Annotated in this window: 14 protein-coding genes and 3 pseudogenes; 10 read left to right on the forward strand and 7 right to left on the reverse strand. The window is 70.6% G+C overall.

The window, feature by feature from the left end; translation table 11 throughout:
* Nucleotides 1-126 precede the first annotated feature (126 nt).
* Nucleotides 127-264: pseudogene (locus ACIOKD_RS12685) on the forward strand (peptidoglycan-binding protein); the annotation flags it as partial.
* A gap of 1 nt (nt 265) precedes the next feature.
* Here the strand turns inward: ACIOKD_RS12685 and ACIOKD_RS12690 are convergent.
* Nucleotides 266-349 (reverse strand): annotated as a pseudogene (locus tag ACIOKD_RS12690) (peptidoglycan-binding protein); the annotation flags it as partial.
* A 20-nt stretch (nt 350-369) separates the two neighbouring features.
* On the opposite strand from ACIOKD_RS12690, the gene ACIOKD_RS12695 reads away from it, so the two are divergent.
* A complete protein-coding gene (locus tag ACIOKD_RS12695; RefSeq protein ID WP_402082035.1) occupies nt 370-759 on the forward strand; it encodes a VOC family protein in 390 nt (129 codons plus the stop codon).
* A 7-nt stretch (nt 760-766) separates the two neighbouring features.
* Nucleotides 767-898: pseudogene (locus ACIOKD_RS12700) on the forward strand (catalase); the annotation flags it as partial.
* A gap of 261 nt (nt 899-1,159) precedes the next feature.
* Here the strand turns inward: ACIOKD_RS12700 and ACIOKD_RS12705 are convergent.
* On the reverse strand, nt 1,160-1,726 hold the full coding sequence (locus tag ACIOKD_RS12705) for a type 1 glutamine amidotransferase domain-containing protein (protein WP_402082037.1): 567 nt from the start codon (nt 1,724-1,726) through the stop codon (nt 1,160-1,162).
* A 45-nt stretch (nt 1,727-1,771) separates the two neighbouring features.
* Nucleotides 1,772-2,332, reverse strand: coding sequence for a DNA starvation/stationary phase protection protein Dps (dps, locus tag ACIOKD_RS12710; RefSeq protein WP_402082040.1), 561 nt, complete (start codon nt 2,330-2,332; stop codon nt 1,772-1,774).
* Nucleotides 2,333-2,826: 494 nt separating this feature from the next.
* Here dps and ACIOKD_RS12715 point away from each other — a divergent pair, with 494 nt between their 5' ends.
* From ACIOKD_RS12715 to ACIOKD_RS12745, 7 genes are all read left to right on the forward strand, one after another.
* Nucleotides 2,827-3,849 carry a formylglycine-generating enzyme family protein gene (locus ACIOKD_RS12715; RefSeq protein WP_402082042.1) on the forward strand — a complete coding sequence of 341 codons (1,023 nt, stop codon included), beginning with the start codon at nt 2,827-2,829 and terminating at the stop codon, nt 3,847-3,849.
* Nucleotides 3,850-4,044: 195 nt separating this feature from the next.
* Nucleotides 4,045-5,280, forward strand: a complete 1,236-nt coding sequence (locus ACIOKD_RS12720) for an ROK family protein (protein WP_402082044.1) — start codon at nt 4,045-4,047, stop codon at nt 5,278-5,280.
* A gap of 31 nt (nt 5,281-5,311) precedes the next feature.
* Complete coding sequence (locus ACIOKD_RS12725) at nt 5,312-6,130, forward strand: ABC transporter permease (protein ID WP_402082046.1); 819 nt, start codon at nt 5,312-5,314, stop codon at nt 6,128-6,130.
* A complete protein-coding gene (locus ACIOKD_RS12730; protein ID WP_402082048.1) occupies nt 6,127-7,017 on the forward strand; it encodes an ABC transporter ATP-binding protein in 891 nt (296 codons plus the stop codon). Before ACIOKD_RS12725 ends, ACIOKD_RS12730 begins: the two co-directional genes overlap by 4 nt.
* A gap of 147 nt (nt 7,018-7,164) precedes the next feature.
* Nucleotides 7,165-8,142: an aliphatic sulfonate ABC transporter substrate-binding protein gene (locus tag ACIOKD_RS12735; RefSeq protein WP_402082050.1), complete on the forward strand. Its 978-nt coding sequence runs from the start codon at nt 7,165-7,167 to the stop codon at nt 8,140-8,142.
* Nucleotides 8,139-9,620 (forward strand): sulfatase-like hydrolase/transferase, encoded by a 1,482-nt coding sequence (locus tag ACIOKD_RS12740; RefSeq protein ID WP_402082052.1) that lies wholly within the window; start codon nt 8,139-8,141, stop codon nt 9,618-9,620. The genes ACIOKD_RS12735 and ACIOKD_RS12740 overlap by 4 nt, the downstream gene beginning before the upstream one ends.
* Nucleotides 9,617-11,962 carry a family 43 glycosylhydrolase gene (locus ACIOKD_RS12745; RefSeq protein ID WP_402082054.1) on the forward strand — a complete coding sequence of 782 codons (2,346 nt, stop codon included), beginning with the start codon at nt 9,617-9,619 and terminating at the stop codon, nt 11,960-11,962. Before ACIOKD_RS12740 ends, ACIOKD_RS12745 begins: the two co-directional genes overlap by 4 nt.
* A 33-nt stretch (nt 11,963-11,995) precedes the next feature.
* On the opposite strand, the gene ACIOKD_RS12750 is transcribed toward ACIOKD_RS12745, so the two are convergent.
* From ACIOKD_RS12750 to ACIOKD_RS12765, 4 genes are read right to left on the reverse strand one after another with little or no spacing between them, the layout of a single operon-like run.
* On the reverse strand, nt 11,996-12,871 hold the full coding sequence (locus ACIOKD_RS12750; protein WP_402082056.1) for a phosphogluconate dehydrogenase C-terminal domain-containing protein: 876 nt from the start codon (nt 12,869-12,871) through the stop codon (nt 11,996-11,998).
* Complete coding sequence (locus tag ACIOKD_RS12755) at nt 12,871-13,680, reverse strand: sugar phosphate isomerase/epimerase family protein (RefSeq protein WP_402082058.1); 810 nt, start codon at nt 13,678-13,680, stop codon at nt 12,871-12,873. The genes ACIOKD_RS12750 and ACIOKD_RS12755 overlap by 1 nt, the downstream gene beginning before the upstream one ends.
* Nucleotides 13,680-14,459 carry a triose-phosphate isomerase gene (locus ACIOKD_RS12760; RefSeq protein ID WP_402082060.1) on the reverse strand — a complete coding sequence of 260 codons (780 nt, stop codon included), beginning with the start codon at nt 14,457-14,459 and terminating at the stop codon, nt 13,680-13,682. The genes ACIOKD_RS12755 and ACIOKD_RS12760 overlap by 1 nt, the downstream gene beginning before the upstream one ends.
* Nucleotides 14,459-14,950 carry a ribose-5-phosphate isomerase gene (locus ACIOKD_RS12765; protein WP_402082062.1) on the reverse strand — a complete coding sequence of 164 codons (492 nt, stop codon included), beginning with the start codon at nt 14,948-14,950 and terminating at the stop codon, nt 14,459-14,461. Before ACIOKD_RS12765 ends, ACIOKD_RS12760 begins: the two co-directional genes overlap by 1 nt.
* Between the last annotated feature and the right edge of the window lie 3 nt (nt 14,951-14,953).

Consider the following 14,953-nt stretch of genomic DNA (forward strand, 5'->3'; position numbering starts at 1 on the left):
GCCGTGCGCCCGAGGCCGCTTTACTTTCTCTTTGCTCATACTTGTGATGATCGGGATGCGGGGGGTTTCCGATCATGACGGGGTCGTCGGCTACTGTGCGGTCCGCCGCGGACGGGTGGCGGGATCATGGCGCAGACCTCGATGGCGGCCACGACCTGGCCCGCGCAGAAGACGTACACCGGCCGGGCCTTCGACGCCTGCACAGCGCCTTCGCTCAAAGCGATGAAGGCCTGGAACACGGGCTTCTACGGAGCCGCCGCGGTCTAGCGGAGACGGACTTCGTCCATGACGCGGTCAGGTTGGGCTGGGCGCAGCCGCGGTTCCCGCCACCGATGTGGTCGGCTGACGCCGTGGTGGGACGATGGGGGCATGGCGGACTCAGCGACGCAGATCAACGCACTCATCATCGACGCCACCGACCCCGAACGGCTTGCCGCGTTCTGGTCCGAAGTCCTCGGCAGGCCGGTGGTGGGCCGTACGGGCCCCTACGTGTGGCTGCGCCGGGAGCTGGGGCTGGGCATGGGATTCCAGCGGACGTCCGCGCCCAGGACGGGCAAGAACCGTATGCACTTCGACATCACCGCGCCTGACCCGGCCGTCGAGCAGCGGCGCATCGAGGCGCTCGGCGGCCGCAGGCTCGACCAGTACGCCGACGGCGGGTTCCTGGTGATGGCGGACCCCGAGGGCAACGAGTTCTGCGTCCTGCCCGACGGGCCTTTCGAGCTCGACGACGAGGGCCGCGCGCACTATCTCGGCTGAGCGGTGCCACTCGCTGGTCCGGGAAGAGGCGTGGATCACCGCGGGGGTGGACCGCGACTTCCACCGCCGCGACCTCGCCGACGCCATCGAGTCCGGCGCGTATCCGCAAGGGGAACTCGCCGTCCAGACGTTCGCCGACCGCGCGACGCCAAGGTCGACACCGTCGCGGTGGCCTCGGGCATCGGCCCCCGTCTGCTGCTCATGCTCACCGAGGCGTTCCGCCACGGCGAGGCACTCGGCGCCCGGTCCGACGGGGCGCTGGAGCGCGTCACCGTGCCCGGGACCGTTTCACCCAGCCCGTCTGATCCCGCACGCGGTCCGCCCCGTGTTCCTGTCCGAGCGGGCAGGAACACGGGGCGGACCGCAGGCTGACAGCTGTCGAAGTTGGCTGTGGCGGGGTTCAGGTGCCGACCAGGGCCTTGTCGACGGCATGTACGAATGCGTCGAGGTCCTTCGGCGTCCGGGAAGTGACCAGGGTGTAGCCGTTCGCGCTGTCGCTCACGACCTCCTCGTCCACCCATTCCTTGGCGCCCGCGTTGCGGATGTCGGTGCGCACGGACGCGAAGGACGTCAGCGTCTTGCCGTTCAGGACGTCGGCCTCCACCAGAGCCCAGGGGCCGTGGCAGATCGCGGCGATCGGCCGGCCCGACGCCGCGAACGCCTTGACCGTCTCAAGGGCCTTGCTCTGCAGGCGGAGCTGGTCGGCGTTGATGGTGCCGCCGGGGAGCAGCAGCAGCTGGTACGCGTCGGGATCCAGCGCATCGAGCGTCGTGGTGGGCTCCACCGTCTCTCCGGGGTCCTTGTCGCCCACCAGCGTCTGGATGGGATCCGAGCTCACGGCTGCGACGGTGACGTCCGCCCCGTTCTCCCGGAGCCGGCGGACCGGTACCACCAATTCGTCCTGCTCAACTCCGTAGTTGGTGACGAGCACCAGTACCCGGTGGCCGTTGAGCGGCTTGTCAGACATGGAGGTGAGCCTCTCTCTCGTTCCGAAGGTGGCGTGGTGTGTCCGTCAGGACTGCACGGCCTGCTCGGCGGCATCCGTCTCCGAGGTGGCGTCGGCCGTGGTGAGGGTGCCGCCCGCGGTCTCCAGGTGCGCGCGGACGAACCACTGGAACTGTTCGAGGTCACGCAGCTGCTCGATCATCAGGTCCTCGGTGGCCGGGTCGATGTCACCCGCCTTCTCGACCGCGGCGCGGACGTCCTGGATCAGACCGGTGTACACGACGTCGAGCGCGCCGAGGTGGGCGATCGCGTCGGCCCGCTGCACGCTGTAGTCCTTCCACGTGCGCTCTTCGACCAGCGCGCCAGGAGTGCCGTGGGCGACGCCGCCGAGGGCCGCGAGACGCTCCGCGACATCGTCGGCCATGTCACGTGCGCGGTCGACCTGCGGGTCGAGCATTTCGTGCACGGCGATGAAGTGCGGCCCCACCACGTTCCAGTGGACGTGCTTGAGCGTGAGGTGGAGATCGTTGAGGGCGTGCAGCCGCAGCTGCAGCATCTCGATGAGCGTGGCGGCGTTCTCCACCGTGAGGCCCGGGACGGTGTAGCGGGGGGTGGCCTGAGAAGCCATGTCTGTGTCTCCTGTCTCGTACATTTCGTGCAGCTCGTTCAGCTTGCACATCACGTACAGCTCATAGATCGCGTACGGGTACGTCTCGTACGGATTTGCCCCCTCCCGGTACCCCTGGTGTGCGAACGCAATCCACCACGGCCTCATCCGAACCGTCGGGGCGACACGCGGCTCCGTGACGGGGTGCGGGGAGGCGAGGTCACGGTCCTCGCGGGTGAGCAGCGGGGCGAAGCCACCCACCCGCGAGGGCGACTGCTCCCCACGCGCAGCGGTGCCACCTGAGCGGCGGTGGCGCGCAGACTGCGCAGACAGGCGGTGATGCGGGGATCCTGGACGTGCGGCCCGTACAGCCCAGCATCAGGCAGCGCCCGGACCCCTGCCACTTCACAAGGTCCGAGGTGTCTTCCGGCCTGCGCGCTCGACGGAGGCCGCAATGATCGACTTCCCTCAGGTGCCGTAGCCTCGAACAGAGATCACTGCTTGAGGGAGGCCGCGTGGACGGGGTGGAGTCCGGGAACTGTTGCGCGCCCTCGGTCGACCGGGGCGCGGCGGGACTTTCCCTCGGTCCCGCGGTCCGCGCCACCGCGGACCACGCGCCGGACGAGGTGCGGGACCAGGACCGGCACCGGAGTCAGGGCCGGGACCGGGGCCAGGACCGGTACCGGTACCGGGACGCGAGTGTGCTGCTGGGCGGCGGTTCCTTCCTGATGGGAACCCAGGACCCGGACGGCTTCCCCGACGACGGCGAGGGACCGGTGCGCGAGGTCGTCCTGTCACCCTTCCGGATCGACGCCTGTGCGGTGACCAACGACCGGTTCGCCCGGTTCGCCGAGGCGACCGGTCACCTCACCGAGGCGGAGCGCTTCGGCTGGTCGTTCGTCTTCGCCGGATTCCTGCCCGCGGTCCTGCGGCGCGGCGCGGCCCGGCCGCCGCAGACGCCCTGGTGGTGCGGCGTCGAGGGCGCGACCTGGCGGACCCCGGAGGGCCCGGGCAGTTCGGTGGCCGACCGCGGCGACCACCCCGTAATCCATCTCTCCTGGAACGACGCCGCCGCGTACTGCCGCTGGGCCGGGGCGCGACTGCCCACCGAGGCCGAGTGGGAGTACGCCGCGCGGGGCGGTCTGGTACAGCGCCGCTTCCCCTGGGGGGACGAGCTGACGCCGGCGGGCGAGCACCGCTGCAACATCTGGCAGGGGCACTTCCCGACCAAGAACACCGCCGAGGACGGCTACCGGGGTACGGCGCCCGTGGACGCCTACGAGCCCAACGGCCACGGGCTGCACAACATGTCCGGGAACGTGTGGGAGTGGTGTGCGGACCGGTGGGGCACGCGGCACTCCGAGCGCCCGCGCAGCGATCCGAAGGGCCCGTCGCAGGGCGCGTCCCGCGTCATGCGGGGTGGCTCCTACCTCTGCCACAGTTCGTACTGCAACCGCTACCGTGTCGCCGCCCGTACGGCCAACACGCCCGACAGCAGCACGGGCAACCTCGGCTTCCGCTGCGCCTGGGACGCCTGAGGGGCCCCGTCCGCGCGTGGCCCGCCTCGGCCGGTGACCGCAACATTGCAGACTCGTGAAACGTACCCACTCCGCAGGACGCCTCTCACACTGCTCTGACCTGCACGTTCATAGCCGTGCGGAGCTCGGTAGCGGGTCCACGGATTTTTTCCGGACTGTTGACGTAAAAGCTGCCCAGTCCGCATCCTGTGCCCCATGGCACACGACCACGAGGGTCCCCTGGCACGGCTGCGCCGTGGTCACGAGGAACTCGTCCTGCGGCAGATGCGCACACACGGCCCGCTCAACAGGGCCGAGTTGGGGCGGCTGACAGGGCTGTCCCGTACGACCCTGTACGACATCGTGTCCGCCCTGGCGGACAGTGGAGCCGTCGTGGCCACGGCTCCCGCGCCCGCCGAGCGCCGCCGCGGCCGGCCGGTCGAGACCCTGACGCTCCACCGGGACGCGGGCCAGGCCATCGGCATCGACTTCGCGCGGCGCGCGGTGCACGTCGCCGCGGTGAACGTCGCCCACGAGGTGATCGGTTCCGCGAGCGCCCCGCACGGCGCGGGTCTGACGTGGGAGAAGCGCGTCGACCTGGCCGCACGGCTGGTCGGCGGGCTCGCCGGGGGCACCTTGCGCCTCGGGGCGCTCAGCGGCATCGGCGTGGGCGTGGTCGGACCGGTGCACGACGCCCCCGCGACCGGCGCCCCGGCCACCAACGCCTCCACCACCGGCGCCCCCGTCGCCGAACGGCCCGGCTCCCCCGCGGCCGGCGCACCCCGGCCCCACGAGGACCTGCCGGTCCTGCTGCGCAAGCGCTTCGGCGTACCCGTGCTGCTCGACAACAACACCCGGCTCGCGGCGCTGGCCGAGGCGACCTGGGGAGCGGCGGCAGGCGTTCAGGACGTGCTCTATCTGCGGCTGTCGCACGGCGTCGGCGGAGGTCTGGTGGTGGGCGGTGCCCTGCACCGGGGAGCCCGCGGACTGTCCGGCGAGTTCGGCCACATCACGGCCGAACCGGGCGGGCGCCGATGTTCGTGCGGCAAGGACGGCTGTCTGGAGACGGCGGCCTCGATCGGCGCCGTGCTCGACGCCTTTCCCGGCGCCGGTGATCTGGACGGCTTTCTCGCGGCGCTGCCAACGGACCCGGCCGCACGCCGTGTGCTGGACGACGTCGGCACCCGGGTGGGGACCGTCCTCGCTGCCGTGTGCAACGCGGTCGGCCCGCACGTCACGGTGCTCGGCGGCGAACTCGCCGAGGCCGGACCCGCCCTCTTCGAACCCGTCGAACGCGCCCTGTCCGCCCATCTGATGCCGGTCTCCCGGCCGGACATCGATCTGCGGCCGGCCACGCTCGGCGAGGTGGGCGGCGCACTCGGCGCCATCGCGCTGGTCCTGCACGACTCCCCCCTGCTCACCCGCTATCACACACCGAATTCCGTGGAGTGACCGTGACCCTCCCCGTCCCGACGAGGTCGCCATGACCGTGCTCACCGCCCCCGGCAGGAGCCCCGACAAGACGCCCGCCCCGTCCGCCCCGCGACGCCGGCCCCGGACCGTGCCCCCGTTCGTGCTCAACCTGGCGGCACTCACCCTGGGCATCGCCGTGTGGGCCGTAGCCACCTCGGCCCGGCTGGTCGACGTGCCGGGCCCCCTGTCGGTCGGCTCCCGCGCCCTGGACATGGCGGGCGACGGCACACTGGGCGAGGACGCCCTCGCCAGCCTGCGCCGGGTCTTCCTCGGCTTCGCCCTGGGCACCCTGCTGGCCGTGCCCGTCGGATTCCTCATGGGCTGGTACCCGCTGGCCCGCGGTCTGCTCGAACCGTACGTGCAGTTCTTCCGGACCGTGCCACCGCTGGCGATCATCCCTCTCGCCATCGTGACCATGGGTATCGGTGAGACACCCAAGGTCTTCGTGATCTTCCTGGCCGCGTTCCTGTCCAGCGTGGTCGCCGCGTTCCAGGGGGTGATCGGCGTGGACAGCACGCTCGTCGACGCGGCCCGTGTGCTGGGCGCCCGGGACCGTGTGATCTTCCTCAAGGTGGTCGTTCCGGCCGCCACCCCGTTCCTGCTCGTCGGTATGCGCATCGGACTCGGGGCCTCCTGGGCCACGGTCGTCGCGGCCGAACTCATCGCCGCGGACAAGGGCCTCGGCTACGAGATGATGCACGCGCAGACCTACTACGACCTGCCGACGATCTTCGTCGGGCTGATCAGCATCGGAGTGATCGGCCTGGTGATGGACCGCCTGCTGCTGCGCGCGGAACACCATCTGACGGCCTGGCAGGAGCGACGATGACATCCGCACGCGTGCCCTCCGACATACCCGGTGGACCCGGCGCGCCCCGTACGCCCGGTGCGCTCGACACCCCCGGCTCACACACCTCCTCCGCCTCCTCCGCCGCCAAGATCTCCTTCCGTGCCGCCGGCAAGACGTTCCCGCTGCAACAAGGGGAGTTCACCGCCCTCGACGAGGTGTCGCTGGACATCGCCGACCGCGAGTTCGTCACGGTCGTGGGCCCCTCGGGCTGCGGCAAGTCGACGCTGCTGAACCTGGCCGCCGGCCTCGCCGAACCGACCACCGGCCAGGTCCTGGTCGACGGATCCGTCGTGACGGGTCCCGGACCCGAGCGCGGTGTCATCTTCCAGCAGTACGCGCTCTTCCCCTGGCTCACCGTGCGCGGCAACGTCGAGTTCGGGCTCAAGCTCACCTCCCTGTCCGCCGCCGAGCGGCGCCGCAAGGCCGACCACGCCATCGAGCTCGTCGGACTCACCGAGTTCGCCGACGCGCTGCCCAAGACGCTGTCCGGCGGCATGAAGCAGCGCTGCGCGATCGCTAGGGCCTACGCGGTCGACCCCGAAGTCCTGCTGATGGACGAGCCGTTCGGAGCCCTGGACGCCCTCACCCGGGTGCAGTTGCAGGATCAGCTGCTGCACACCTGGACCCGCGAGCGGCGGACCGTCCTCTTCGTCACCCACGACGTCGACGAGGCCGTCTATCTGGCCCGCCGCGTTGTCGTGATGGCCGCCCGGCCGGGGCGGGTCCACCGGGTCATCGACGTGGACCTGCCCTATCCGCGGACCGAGGAGCTGCGGCTGTCCGCCGAGTTCGCCCGCATCCGCAACGAGGTCTGGCACTCCGTGTACCACCAGGAACCGGCGACCCCGGCAGCCCCGGCGACCTGACCGGCACTCGGCTGCGATTCCCTCGCCCCCGCCGCCCCTGCCCGTTCCCGTCCCCGTCCCCCGGGGCTGCGCCCCAGACCCCCTGTCGCGCTTCGCGCTCGTCCTCAATCGCCGGACGGGCTGAAACGAAACGAAAGGCTCATCGCCATGAGCATGTCCCGCCGCACCCTCCTCACCTCACTCTCCGCCACAGCGCTCGCGCTCTCCGTGTCCGCCTGCTCCTCGGACGACGACGACAGCGGTGGTGCGACCAAGATCCGCTTCGGCTACATCGCCGACTACAACGGCGCCAGTCTGCTGGCCATCGCCGACGACCAGGGCCTGTGGAAGAAGCACGGCCTGTCCGCCTCGTACAAGACCTTCGTCAATGGGCCCATTCAGATCCAGGCGCTGGGCAGTGGGGATCTCGACTACGGCTACATCGGTCCCGGCGCGCTGTGGCTGCCCGCCTCGGGCAAGGCCCGGGTGGTCGCCATCGACACGCTCACCTATGCCGACCGCGTGATCGCCAAGCCGGGCATCACCTCGATCGCCGGGCTGAAGGGCAAGAAGGTCGGCGTGCCGGAAGGCACCTCCGGCGAGATGATCCTCCAACTCGCCCTGCGAAAGGCCGGAATGACGATGGACGACATCAAGAAGGTCGCGATGGACGCGCCGACCATCGTCTCGGCCTTCTCCTCCGGGCAGATCGACGGGGCCGGCATCAACTACCCGCTCATCGACACCATCAAGCAGAAGGTGCCGGACCTGGTCGAGGTGGCGAGCACCAAGGACATCGGCGGCTCCTTCCCCACGGCGTTCGTCACCGGCGGGAAGAAGGGCCCCGCCGAGGCGAAGGTCGTCAAGGTGCTCCAGGAGGCCAACGGCTGGCGTGCCGCACACCCCGAGGAGTCGGTCACGCTCACCGCCGCTCTCCTGAAGGTGCCGCAGGACAAGGTGACGGCGGACGCGAGTCACGTGGAGACGCTGACGACCGCCGAACTCGTCGCGAAGACGAAGGACGGCACGGTCGGCAAGTGGCTGGACACCATGACCGACTTCTTCGTGAGCACCGGCCAGCTGAAGGAGGCACCGGCCGCGACCGCCTTCTACGCGGGCGACGTCTACACGAAGGCCGCCGCGTGAACCTCCTCTTCCTGATGACCGACCAGCACCGCGTGGACACACTGGGCTGTTACGGCAATCCGCACGTCGCCACCCCGAACCTGGACCGGCTCGCCGCCACCGGCACCCGCTTCGACCGCTTCTACACGCCCACCGCCATCTGCACACCGGCGCGGGCCAGTCTGCTCACCGGCCAGGCCCCCTTCCGGCACAAGCTGCTCGCCAACCACGAGCGCAACGTCGGCTACCTGGAGGACCTGGCCGAGGACGCCTTCACCTTCCCCGCCGCGCTTGCCGAGCGCGACTACCAACTGGGCCTGGTGGGCAAGTGGCACGTCGGCACCCACCGCAACGCCGCCTCCTACGGCTTCGAGGGCCCCGACCTGCCGGGCTGGCACAACCCCGTCGACCACCCCGACTACCTCGCCCATCTCAAGGAACGGGACCTGCCCGCGTACCGCATCACCGATCCGGTACGCGGGACCACACCCAACGGCAATCCGGGCAACCTCCTCGCCGCGCGCCTCCAGCAGCCGGTGGAGGCGACGTTCGAGCACTACCTCGCGACCCGTGCCATCGAACTCCTGGAGAGGTACGCCGCCGACGGCCGCCCCTTCTACCTGGCCACCCACTTCTTCGGCCCGCACCTGCCCTATCTGCTGCCGGACGCCTACTACGACCTCTACGACCCGGAACTCGTCGAACTGCCCGCCTCGATCGCGGAGACCTTCGAGGGCAAACCGCCCGTGCAGCGCAACTACAGCGCGCACTGGACCTTCGACACCATGCCGCTCGAAGTCACCCGCAAACTCATCGCCGTCTACTGGGGTTACGTCACCCTCGTCGACGAGCAGATCGGGCGCATCCTCACCCGGCTCGACGAACTCGGCCTGGAGGACGACACCTCGGTCTTCTTCACCGCCGACCACGGCGAGTTCACCGGCGCCCACCGACTGCACGACAAGGGTCCGGCGATGTACGAGGACATCTACCGCATCCCCGGAATCATCCGCGTGCCGGGACAACCCCCGCAGGAGCGGACAGAGTTCGTCAGTCTCACCGACTGCACGGCGACCATCCTCGAACTGGCGGGCTGCGACCCGACGCCTGCCACCGACAGCCGCAGTCTGCTGCCGCTGGTGCGCGGCGAACACCCCGAGTGGCCGGAGGAGTTGCTCGCCGAGTTCCACGGCCACCACTTCCCGTACCCCCAGCGCATGCTGCGCGACAACCGCTACAAGCTGGTCGTCAATCCCGACTCGGTCAACGAGCTGTACGACCTCGAATCCGACCCGCACGAGCTGACCAACCGCTACCCGGACCCCGAACTGGAGGCCGTCCGGCTGCGCCTGATGCGCCGTCTGTACGACCTGCTCCGGGAGCGCGGCGACAACTTCCACCACTGGATGACGTCCATGTACGACATCGGCGCCTTTGACTACGACCCGACCCTGAGCTCGTTCGAGGCTCCTTCGAGCAGTGAGGTCTCACCCCCATGAACCAAGTGAACGGAGTGAACCGAGTGAACCGAAGAACGACTCGCACCGCGCAGGCCGTCGCCGCGCTCGCCGGCCTTCTGCTCGCGGTCCTCCCGCCCGCCGGGACCGCCGCCGCCTCCCCCGCACGGGCGTCCACGTACACCAACCCGGTGACGGCCGGCACCGTCGACACCTTCCCCGACCCGGCGGTGATCCGCGGCAAGGACGGCTACTGGTACGCCTACGGCACGCAGAACCCCGTCTTCCAGAGCCAGGGCCAGACCGCCGAACGCATGCTGCCGATCCTGAAGTCGGCCGACCTCACCCACTGGACGTACGCGGGCGAGGTGTTCACGCCTTCGACACAGCCTGCCTGGCACCGGGGCTCCCGACTGTGGGCACCCGACGTCCGTTACACGAACGGCCACTACAACCTCTTCTACTCCGTGCCGAACCAGGACACCGTCGGGGTGGCCACCGCGCCCACGCCGACCGGGCCCTGGACGGACGCGGGTGCCGTACTGCCGGCGGACAGCGGCTGCGCGACCGGGGACATCGACCAGGCGCAGTTCACCGACGTGGGCGGACAGCCGTACCTGTACTGGGGCAGCTACGACACGATCTGTGTGGCGCGCATGAACGGCGACCGCACACGGATCGAGGGCACGGTCACCGAGGTCGCCCAGGGCCGCCGGATGGAGGGCGGTTTCGTCGTCCGCCGCGACGGCTACTACTACCTCTTCTACTCGGACGCGGGCTGCTGCGACGGCGCGTACAGCGGCTACCAGGTCAAGGTGGGCCGCTCCACCGGTCCGACCGGGCCCTTCACCGACGACCGGGGTGTCGACCTGATGTCCCCCGTCAGCAAGGGCGGCATAGTGGTCGGTTCGAGCGACCGCTGGATCGGGCCGGGCCACAACGCGCTGCAGACCGACCTGGCCGGGCAGGACTGGCTCGTCTACCACGCGATTCCCGCCGACGACCCCGACCTCGACCTCGTGCCGGGCATCGACCGCACCCTCAGCAGGCGTCCGATGCTGGTCGACCGGCTCGACTGGATCGACGGCTGGCCCGTCGTCAGGGCCGGCGCCGGTCCCTCCTCCGACGGCAGCGAGGTGCCCGTCACCACCTGGCAGGCAGGCGGCACCTTCAACGACGGCTCGCTCAAGGGCTGGCAGGCGCAGGGCTCCGGTACGAAGGCCTGGGCGACGGCCACCGAGCAGGACCCCGGCACCTTCGTCACCCACCTGGGCAGCACCACCGCCCCGTCCTTCCTCGTCACTTCCGGCAACGCTCCGGCCCGGGTACGTGCTGAAGCCGACCTCCGGGTCGGTACGGCGGGCGGGTCGGCCGGTCTGGTCCTCGCCTACCAGAACCCCGCGAACCATGTCGTGGCCTGGCTGGACCGGGCCCGCAACGCCCTGGTCACCGACGTCCTGGTGAACGGTGTCAGCGCCGGGCAGCAGGTGACCGCGCTCCCGTCCGGCTACCAGTGGGACGCCTGGCGCAACGTGGCCGCCGAGCTGCGCGGCAACCGCCTCACCGTCGAGGTGAGCGCGGACCGGCTGCGCGACGCCGTCGCCACCCGAACCCGTACCGTGCCGGCGGCGGCCGTACGGGCCGGGAAGGTCGGCACCGCCGCCCTCGGGGGCGGAGCGGCCGCCGACAACGTGGGAGCCGCGAAGCTCCACGAACCGGTCACGCGGCGCGTCGCAGACCCGCGCCCCGGTGCGCGACTGCCCGCCCACAGCGACGAGTTCGACTCCGCCACCCTGTCCTCCGACTGGAGCTGGGTCCGCGGTCCGGCCGCTGGTGCGGCGACCGGCGAGGGCGTCCTGTCCTGGCCGACCCAGAACGCCGAACTGCACCTCGGCACCAACACCGCCTCGGTCCTCACCCGCCCCGCACCGGCCGGTGACTTCACGGTCGAGACGAAACTCGACCTGTCGAACGGTCCCGGCAACCAGCAGGCCGGGCTGGTGCTCTACGGGAGCGACGACCGGTACTTCAAGCTGGTGCACGCGGTGCTGCCGCTGAGCCACACCGACGGGAAGGTCACCCACGTCACCGAGTTCGCGAAGGAGGGCGCCCGGCCCACGACCACACCGCCGACCGCCGTGGCCTACGGCCCGATGTTCGGCGGGCCGCCCGCACAGACGCTCTGGATGCGGCTGGCCCACCACGCCGACGAGGCGGGCGGCGAGCACGAGGTACGCGCTGCCACCAGCACCGACGGCGTGCACTGGACGTGGACCGGCGTATGGGCTCTACCGGACGAGCAGGCCCTGCGGATCGGCCTGGTGTCGCTCAACACGGCCGGGGCGACGGCCCGCTTCGACTACGTACGCACCTTTCGCGGCTGACACGGCGGTGGTCCGCATCGCCCGCGTCACCGGTCAGCGCTTGATCTCCTTGATCTTCAGCATGCGCGTGATGACCTTGTCGAGCTCGTCGTCCTCGAAGACCTTCTTCCAGTCGTCGCGCACGATGGACTCGCGGCCGTAGTCCATGGCGATCAGGCAGGCGTCCGAGAACGGGTTGGAGCCCTTGAGGGTGTTGGCCAGGGCGACCTGGGTGTGCCCCAGGAGCATCGCGCGGGCCGCCTTCTCCGGCACGCCGACGGTGTGGACCGTCTCGTGCAGCGCCTCGGTGAGGAGGGCGCCGACCATGCAGGCGATCGTCTCGACGAGCGTCGGCTCCAGGACGGCGAGCTGCTTGACGGTGACCCAGTGGACGTCGACCACCGGCGCGTACATCACGCGGATGACCGAGTCGGCCAGTTCCTGCTTGGCCTCGTCGCCGCCCTCGTACGCGGCGACGACCTCCTGCGGAGCGGCGATGCCACCGAAGGTGTCCTGCCACTCCTCCTCCGTCGTGCGCTCCAGGAACACCGACGGGTGGCAGGGGTGGGCACACGCGTAGTGGATGTCGGCGCGGTGGAACAGCAGACCCGCGTACGCGGCGGCCGGGTCGAGGGTGAGCACGACCGTGCCCGGCCTCATCAGCGGGACGAGTTCCTCGGAGACCTTGCCGAGGACGACGTCCGGGACGGCGAGGATGACCACGTCGGCCTCGGCGACGGCGTCGGCGGACCCGGTCAGTTCGCGGCCGAGGTCGCGGATCAGCTCCTGGCCCTTGGGCGAGGCCTCGCTGAAAAGCACCCGGAAGTCGCTCTCGACCAGGTTGTTGGAGACACGCTGGCCCATCTTGCCGGCGGCCCCGATGACGGCGACGGTCCTGACGTCGACCTGGGTCTGGATCTCGGTGGCCATTACTTACTCCTCAGAAGGGTGTTGATGCTGTGCTGTGTCCACTGGTCTTCGAGCCGGGCGGTGGCGTCGAAGCCCTCGTCCTGCCACGGGAGCCAGTGCTCCACGATCTGGTTGACGCCGTCCGCGTCCGGCCGGGCGGCCCGTACGGCGGCGATCATCGCGTCGTGGTCCAGGAGGCCTTCTCCGAGGAGGCAGCCGGCGTAGGTGAAGCCGACCCAGCCGTCCCTGCGGGTGAAGGCGAAGTCCTTGACGTGGATGTTGACCACGTGCGGCGCGGTGGCGGCCACCACGTCCGCCGGACGCTCCAGGCGGGCCACGCTGTTGCCCGGGTCGAGGACGACGCCGAGCCGCTCGCTGTCGACCCCGCGTACGACAGCCAGCAGGTCGTCGGTCGCCACCTGCTCGTAGGTCTCCAGGCCGAGGGTCACGCCCGCGTCCTCGTAGTGGGGCACCGCCTCCTTCAGGAGGGAGACCGCCTCGGTGGTGTCCGGCCGGTGGTCCGCCGTGTTGAGCATGGAGCGGACCAGGGTGACGTCCAACTGCCGTGCCATGTCCAGGTACGTGAGCAGATGGCCGGGGCGGACGCCGCGTGTGCCGAGTTCCAGGCGCAGGCCTAGGTCGTCCGCCGTCGCGCGTACGTCGGCCAGCCGCACGCGGTCGTACGACTCGATCGGTGCGTAGTCGCAGATCTGGAAGACCTGGCCGCCCAGTCGGGCGGTGTCGTCCAGCATCTCGGGGAGCGTCATCGGCCGGGGTGCCCGGTCGGAGAAGCGCCAGAAGTACGCGTACGTGCTGATTCCGTAGGCCATCACGCCACCGCCGCGTCGGCCGGGGCGCTGATCTCGTCGAGGATCGCGCGGACGTTGTCCGGGTCGTGGGCGAAGCGGCCGAGGAAGAGGCCGTCCGCCGCTCCCGCGAGGCGGGTGAGCAGGCCGGGGCCCGCGCTGCCGCCGTAGATGACCTGTGAACCGGCGTGCTGGGGGCGGGTGTTCACCCAGTCCCGCAGGGCAGTGCAGACGGTGGCGATGTGTTCGGCCGAGGCCGGTTCCGGTGCGCCGATCGCCCACTGGGGCTCGTACGCGAGGACGACCGTGCCGTCCAGGCCGTGGAGGAGGCGGGCGGCCTCGGCGACCGTGCGTTCGGCCGCTTCCCGGGGTGTGCCCCGGTCGCGTTCGCCGATGCACAGGACGGGGGTGAGGCCGTTGCGCAGGGCGGCGGCCGTCTTGGCGGCGACGACCGTGTCGCCCTCGCCGTACAGGCGGCGGCGCTCGGCGTGGCCGACCTCGGCGTAGCGGCAGCCGATCTCCTTGAGGAGGGGGCCGCCGACCTCGCCGGTGTACGGGCCGGTGTCCTCGGTGGCGATGTCCTGGGCGCCGAGCGCGATGCCGTACGGCGCGAGGATTCCGGCGGCCGGGATCAGGGTCGGGAAGGCCGGCAGGACGAAGAGGCGGGCCGCGCCGGAGGTCACGGCGGGGTGCTCGTCGGCCGAAGTGGCTATTTTCCGGGCCCAGTTGAGTGTCTGGTGGTGGCCGAAGTACATCTTCAGGCTCACCCCCAGCAGGAGGGGCGGCCGGGTGGGGGCGGGCATCAGGCCGCCGCCCCGGCGCCGGAGGCCTCGGCGGCGTCCTCGTAGTCGCACATGAGCTGCACCTTCGCCGCGGACGCGGACGTCTCGTCGAAGCGGTAGGTGAGCCATTCGGCGGCAAGGCGGCGGGCGAGTTCGAGGCCGACGACGCGCTGGCCGAAGGTCAGGATCTGCGCGTTGTTGGAGAGGACCGCCCGCTCGACGGAGAAGGAGTCGTGGGCGGTGACGGCACGGATGCCCTTGACCTTGTTGGCCGCGATGGCCACGCCCAGGCCGGTGCCGCACACCAGCAGGGCACGGTCGGCCTCGCCGCGGGCGACCATCTCGGCGGCGGCTATGGCGACCTTGGGGTAGGCGGTGTGTCCGTCGGCGTCGACGCCGACGTCGGTGACCTCGGCGACCAGCGAACTGCCCAGCAGGTCCTGCTTGAGGGCTTCCTTGTACTGGTGGCCTGCGTCGTCGGATCCGACGACGATACGGAGCTTGTCGGTCATGGC

The sequence above is a fragment of the Streptomyces sp. NPDC087844 genome (genome assembly GCF_044742785.1).
In the GTDB taxonomy this organism is placed as follows: domain Bacteria; phylum Actinomycetota; class Actinomycetes; order Streptomycetales; family Streptomycetaceae; genus Streptomyces.

Excerpts from the sequence above, each read along its gene's own strand:
- ACIOKD_RS12695 (WP_402082035.1), top strand. The coding sequence starts at position 370 with ATGGCGGACTCAGCGACGCAGATCAACGCACTCATCATCGACGCCACC.
- ACIOKD_RS12705 (WP_402082037.1), bottom strand. The coding sequence starts at position 1,726 with ATGTCTGACAAGCCGCTCAACGGCCACCGGGTACTGGTGCTCGTCACC.
- dps (WP_402082040.1), bottom strand. The coding sequence starts at position 2,332 with ATGGCTTCTCAGGCCACCCCCCGCTACACCGTCCCGGGCCTCACGGTG.
- ACIOKD_RS12720 (WP_402082044.1), top strand. The coding sequence starts at position 4,045 with ATGGCACACGACCACGAGGGTCCCCTGGCACGGCTGCGCCGTGGTCAC.
- ACIOKD_RS12725 (WP_402082046.1), top strand. The coding sequence starts at position 5,312 with ATGACCGTGCTCACCGCCCCCGGCAGGAGCCCCGACAAGACGCCCGCC.
- ACIOKD_RS12730 (WP_402082048.1), top strand. The coding sequence starts at position 6,127 with ATGACATCCGCACGCGTGCCCTCCGACATACCCGGTGGACCCGGCGCG.
- ACIOKD_RS12735 (WP_402082050.1), top strand. The coding sequence starts at position 7,165 with ATGAGCATGTCCCGCCGCACCCTCCTCACCTCACTCTCCGCCACAGCG.
- ACIOKD_RS12745 (WP_402082054.1), top strand. The coding sequence starts at position 9,617 with ATGAACCAAGTGAACGGAGTGAACCGAGTGAACCGAAGAACGACTCGC.
- ACIOKD_RS12750 (WP_402082056.1), bottom strand. The coding sequence starts at position 12,871 with ATGGCCACCGAGATCCAGACCCAGGTCGACGTCAGGACCGTCGCCGTC.
- ACIOKD_RS12755 (WP_402082058.1), bottom strand. The coding sequence starts at position 13,680 with ATGGCCTACGGAATCAGCACGTACGCGTACTTCTGGCGCTTCTCCGAC.
- ACIOKD_RS12760 (WP_402082060.1), bottom strand. The coding sequence starts at position 14,459 with ATGCCCGCCCCCACCCGGCCGCCCCTCCTGCTGGGGGTGAGCCTGAAG.
- ACIOKD_RS12765 (WP_402082062.1), bottom strand. The coding sequence starts at position 14,950 with ATGACCGACAAGCTCCGTATCGTCGTCGGATCCGACGACGCAGGCCAC.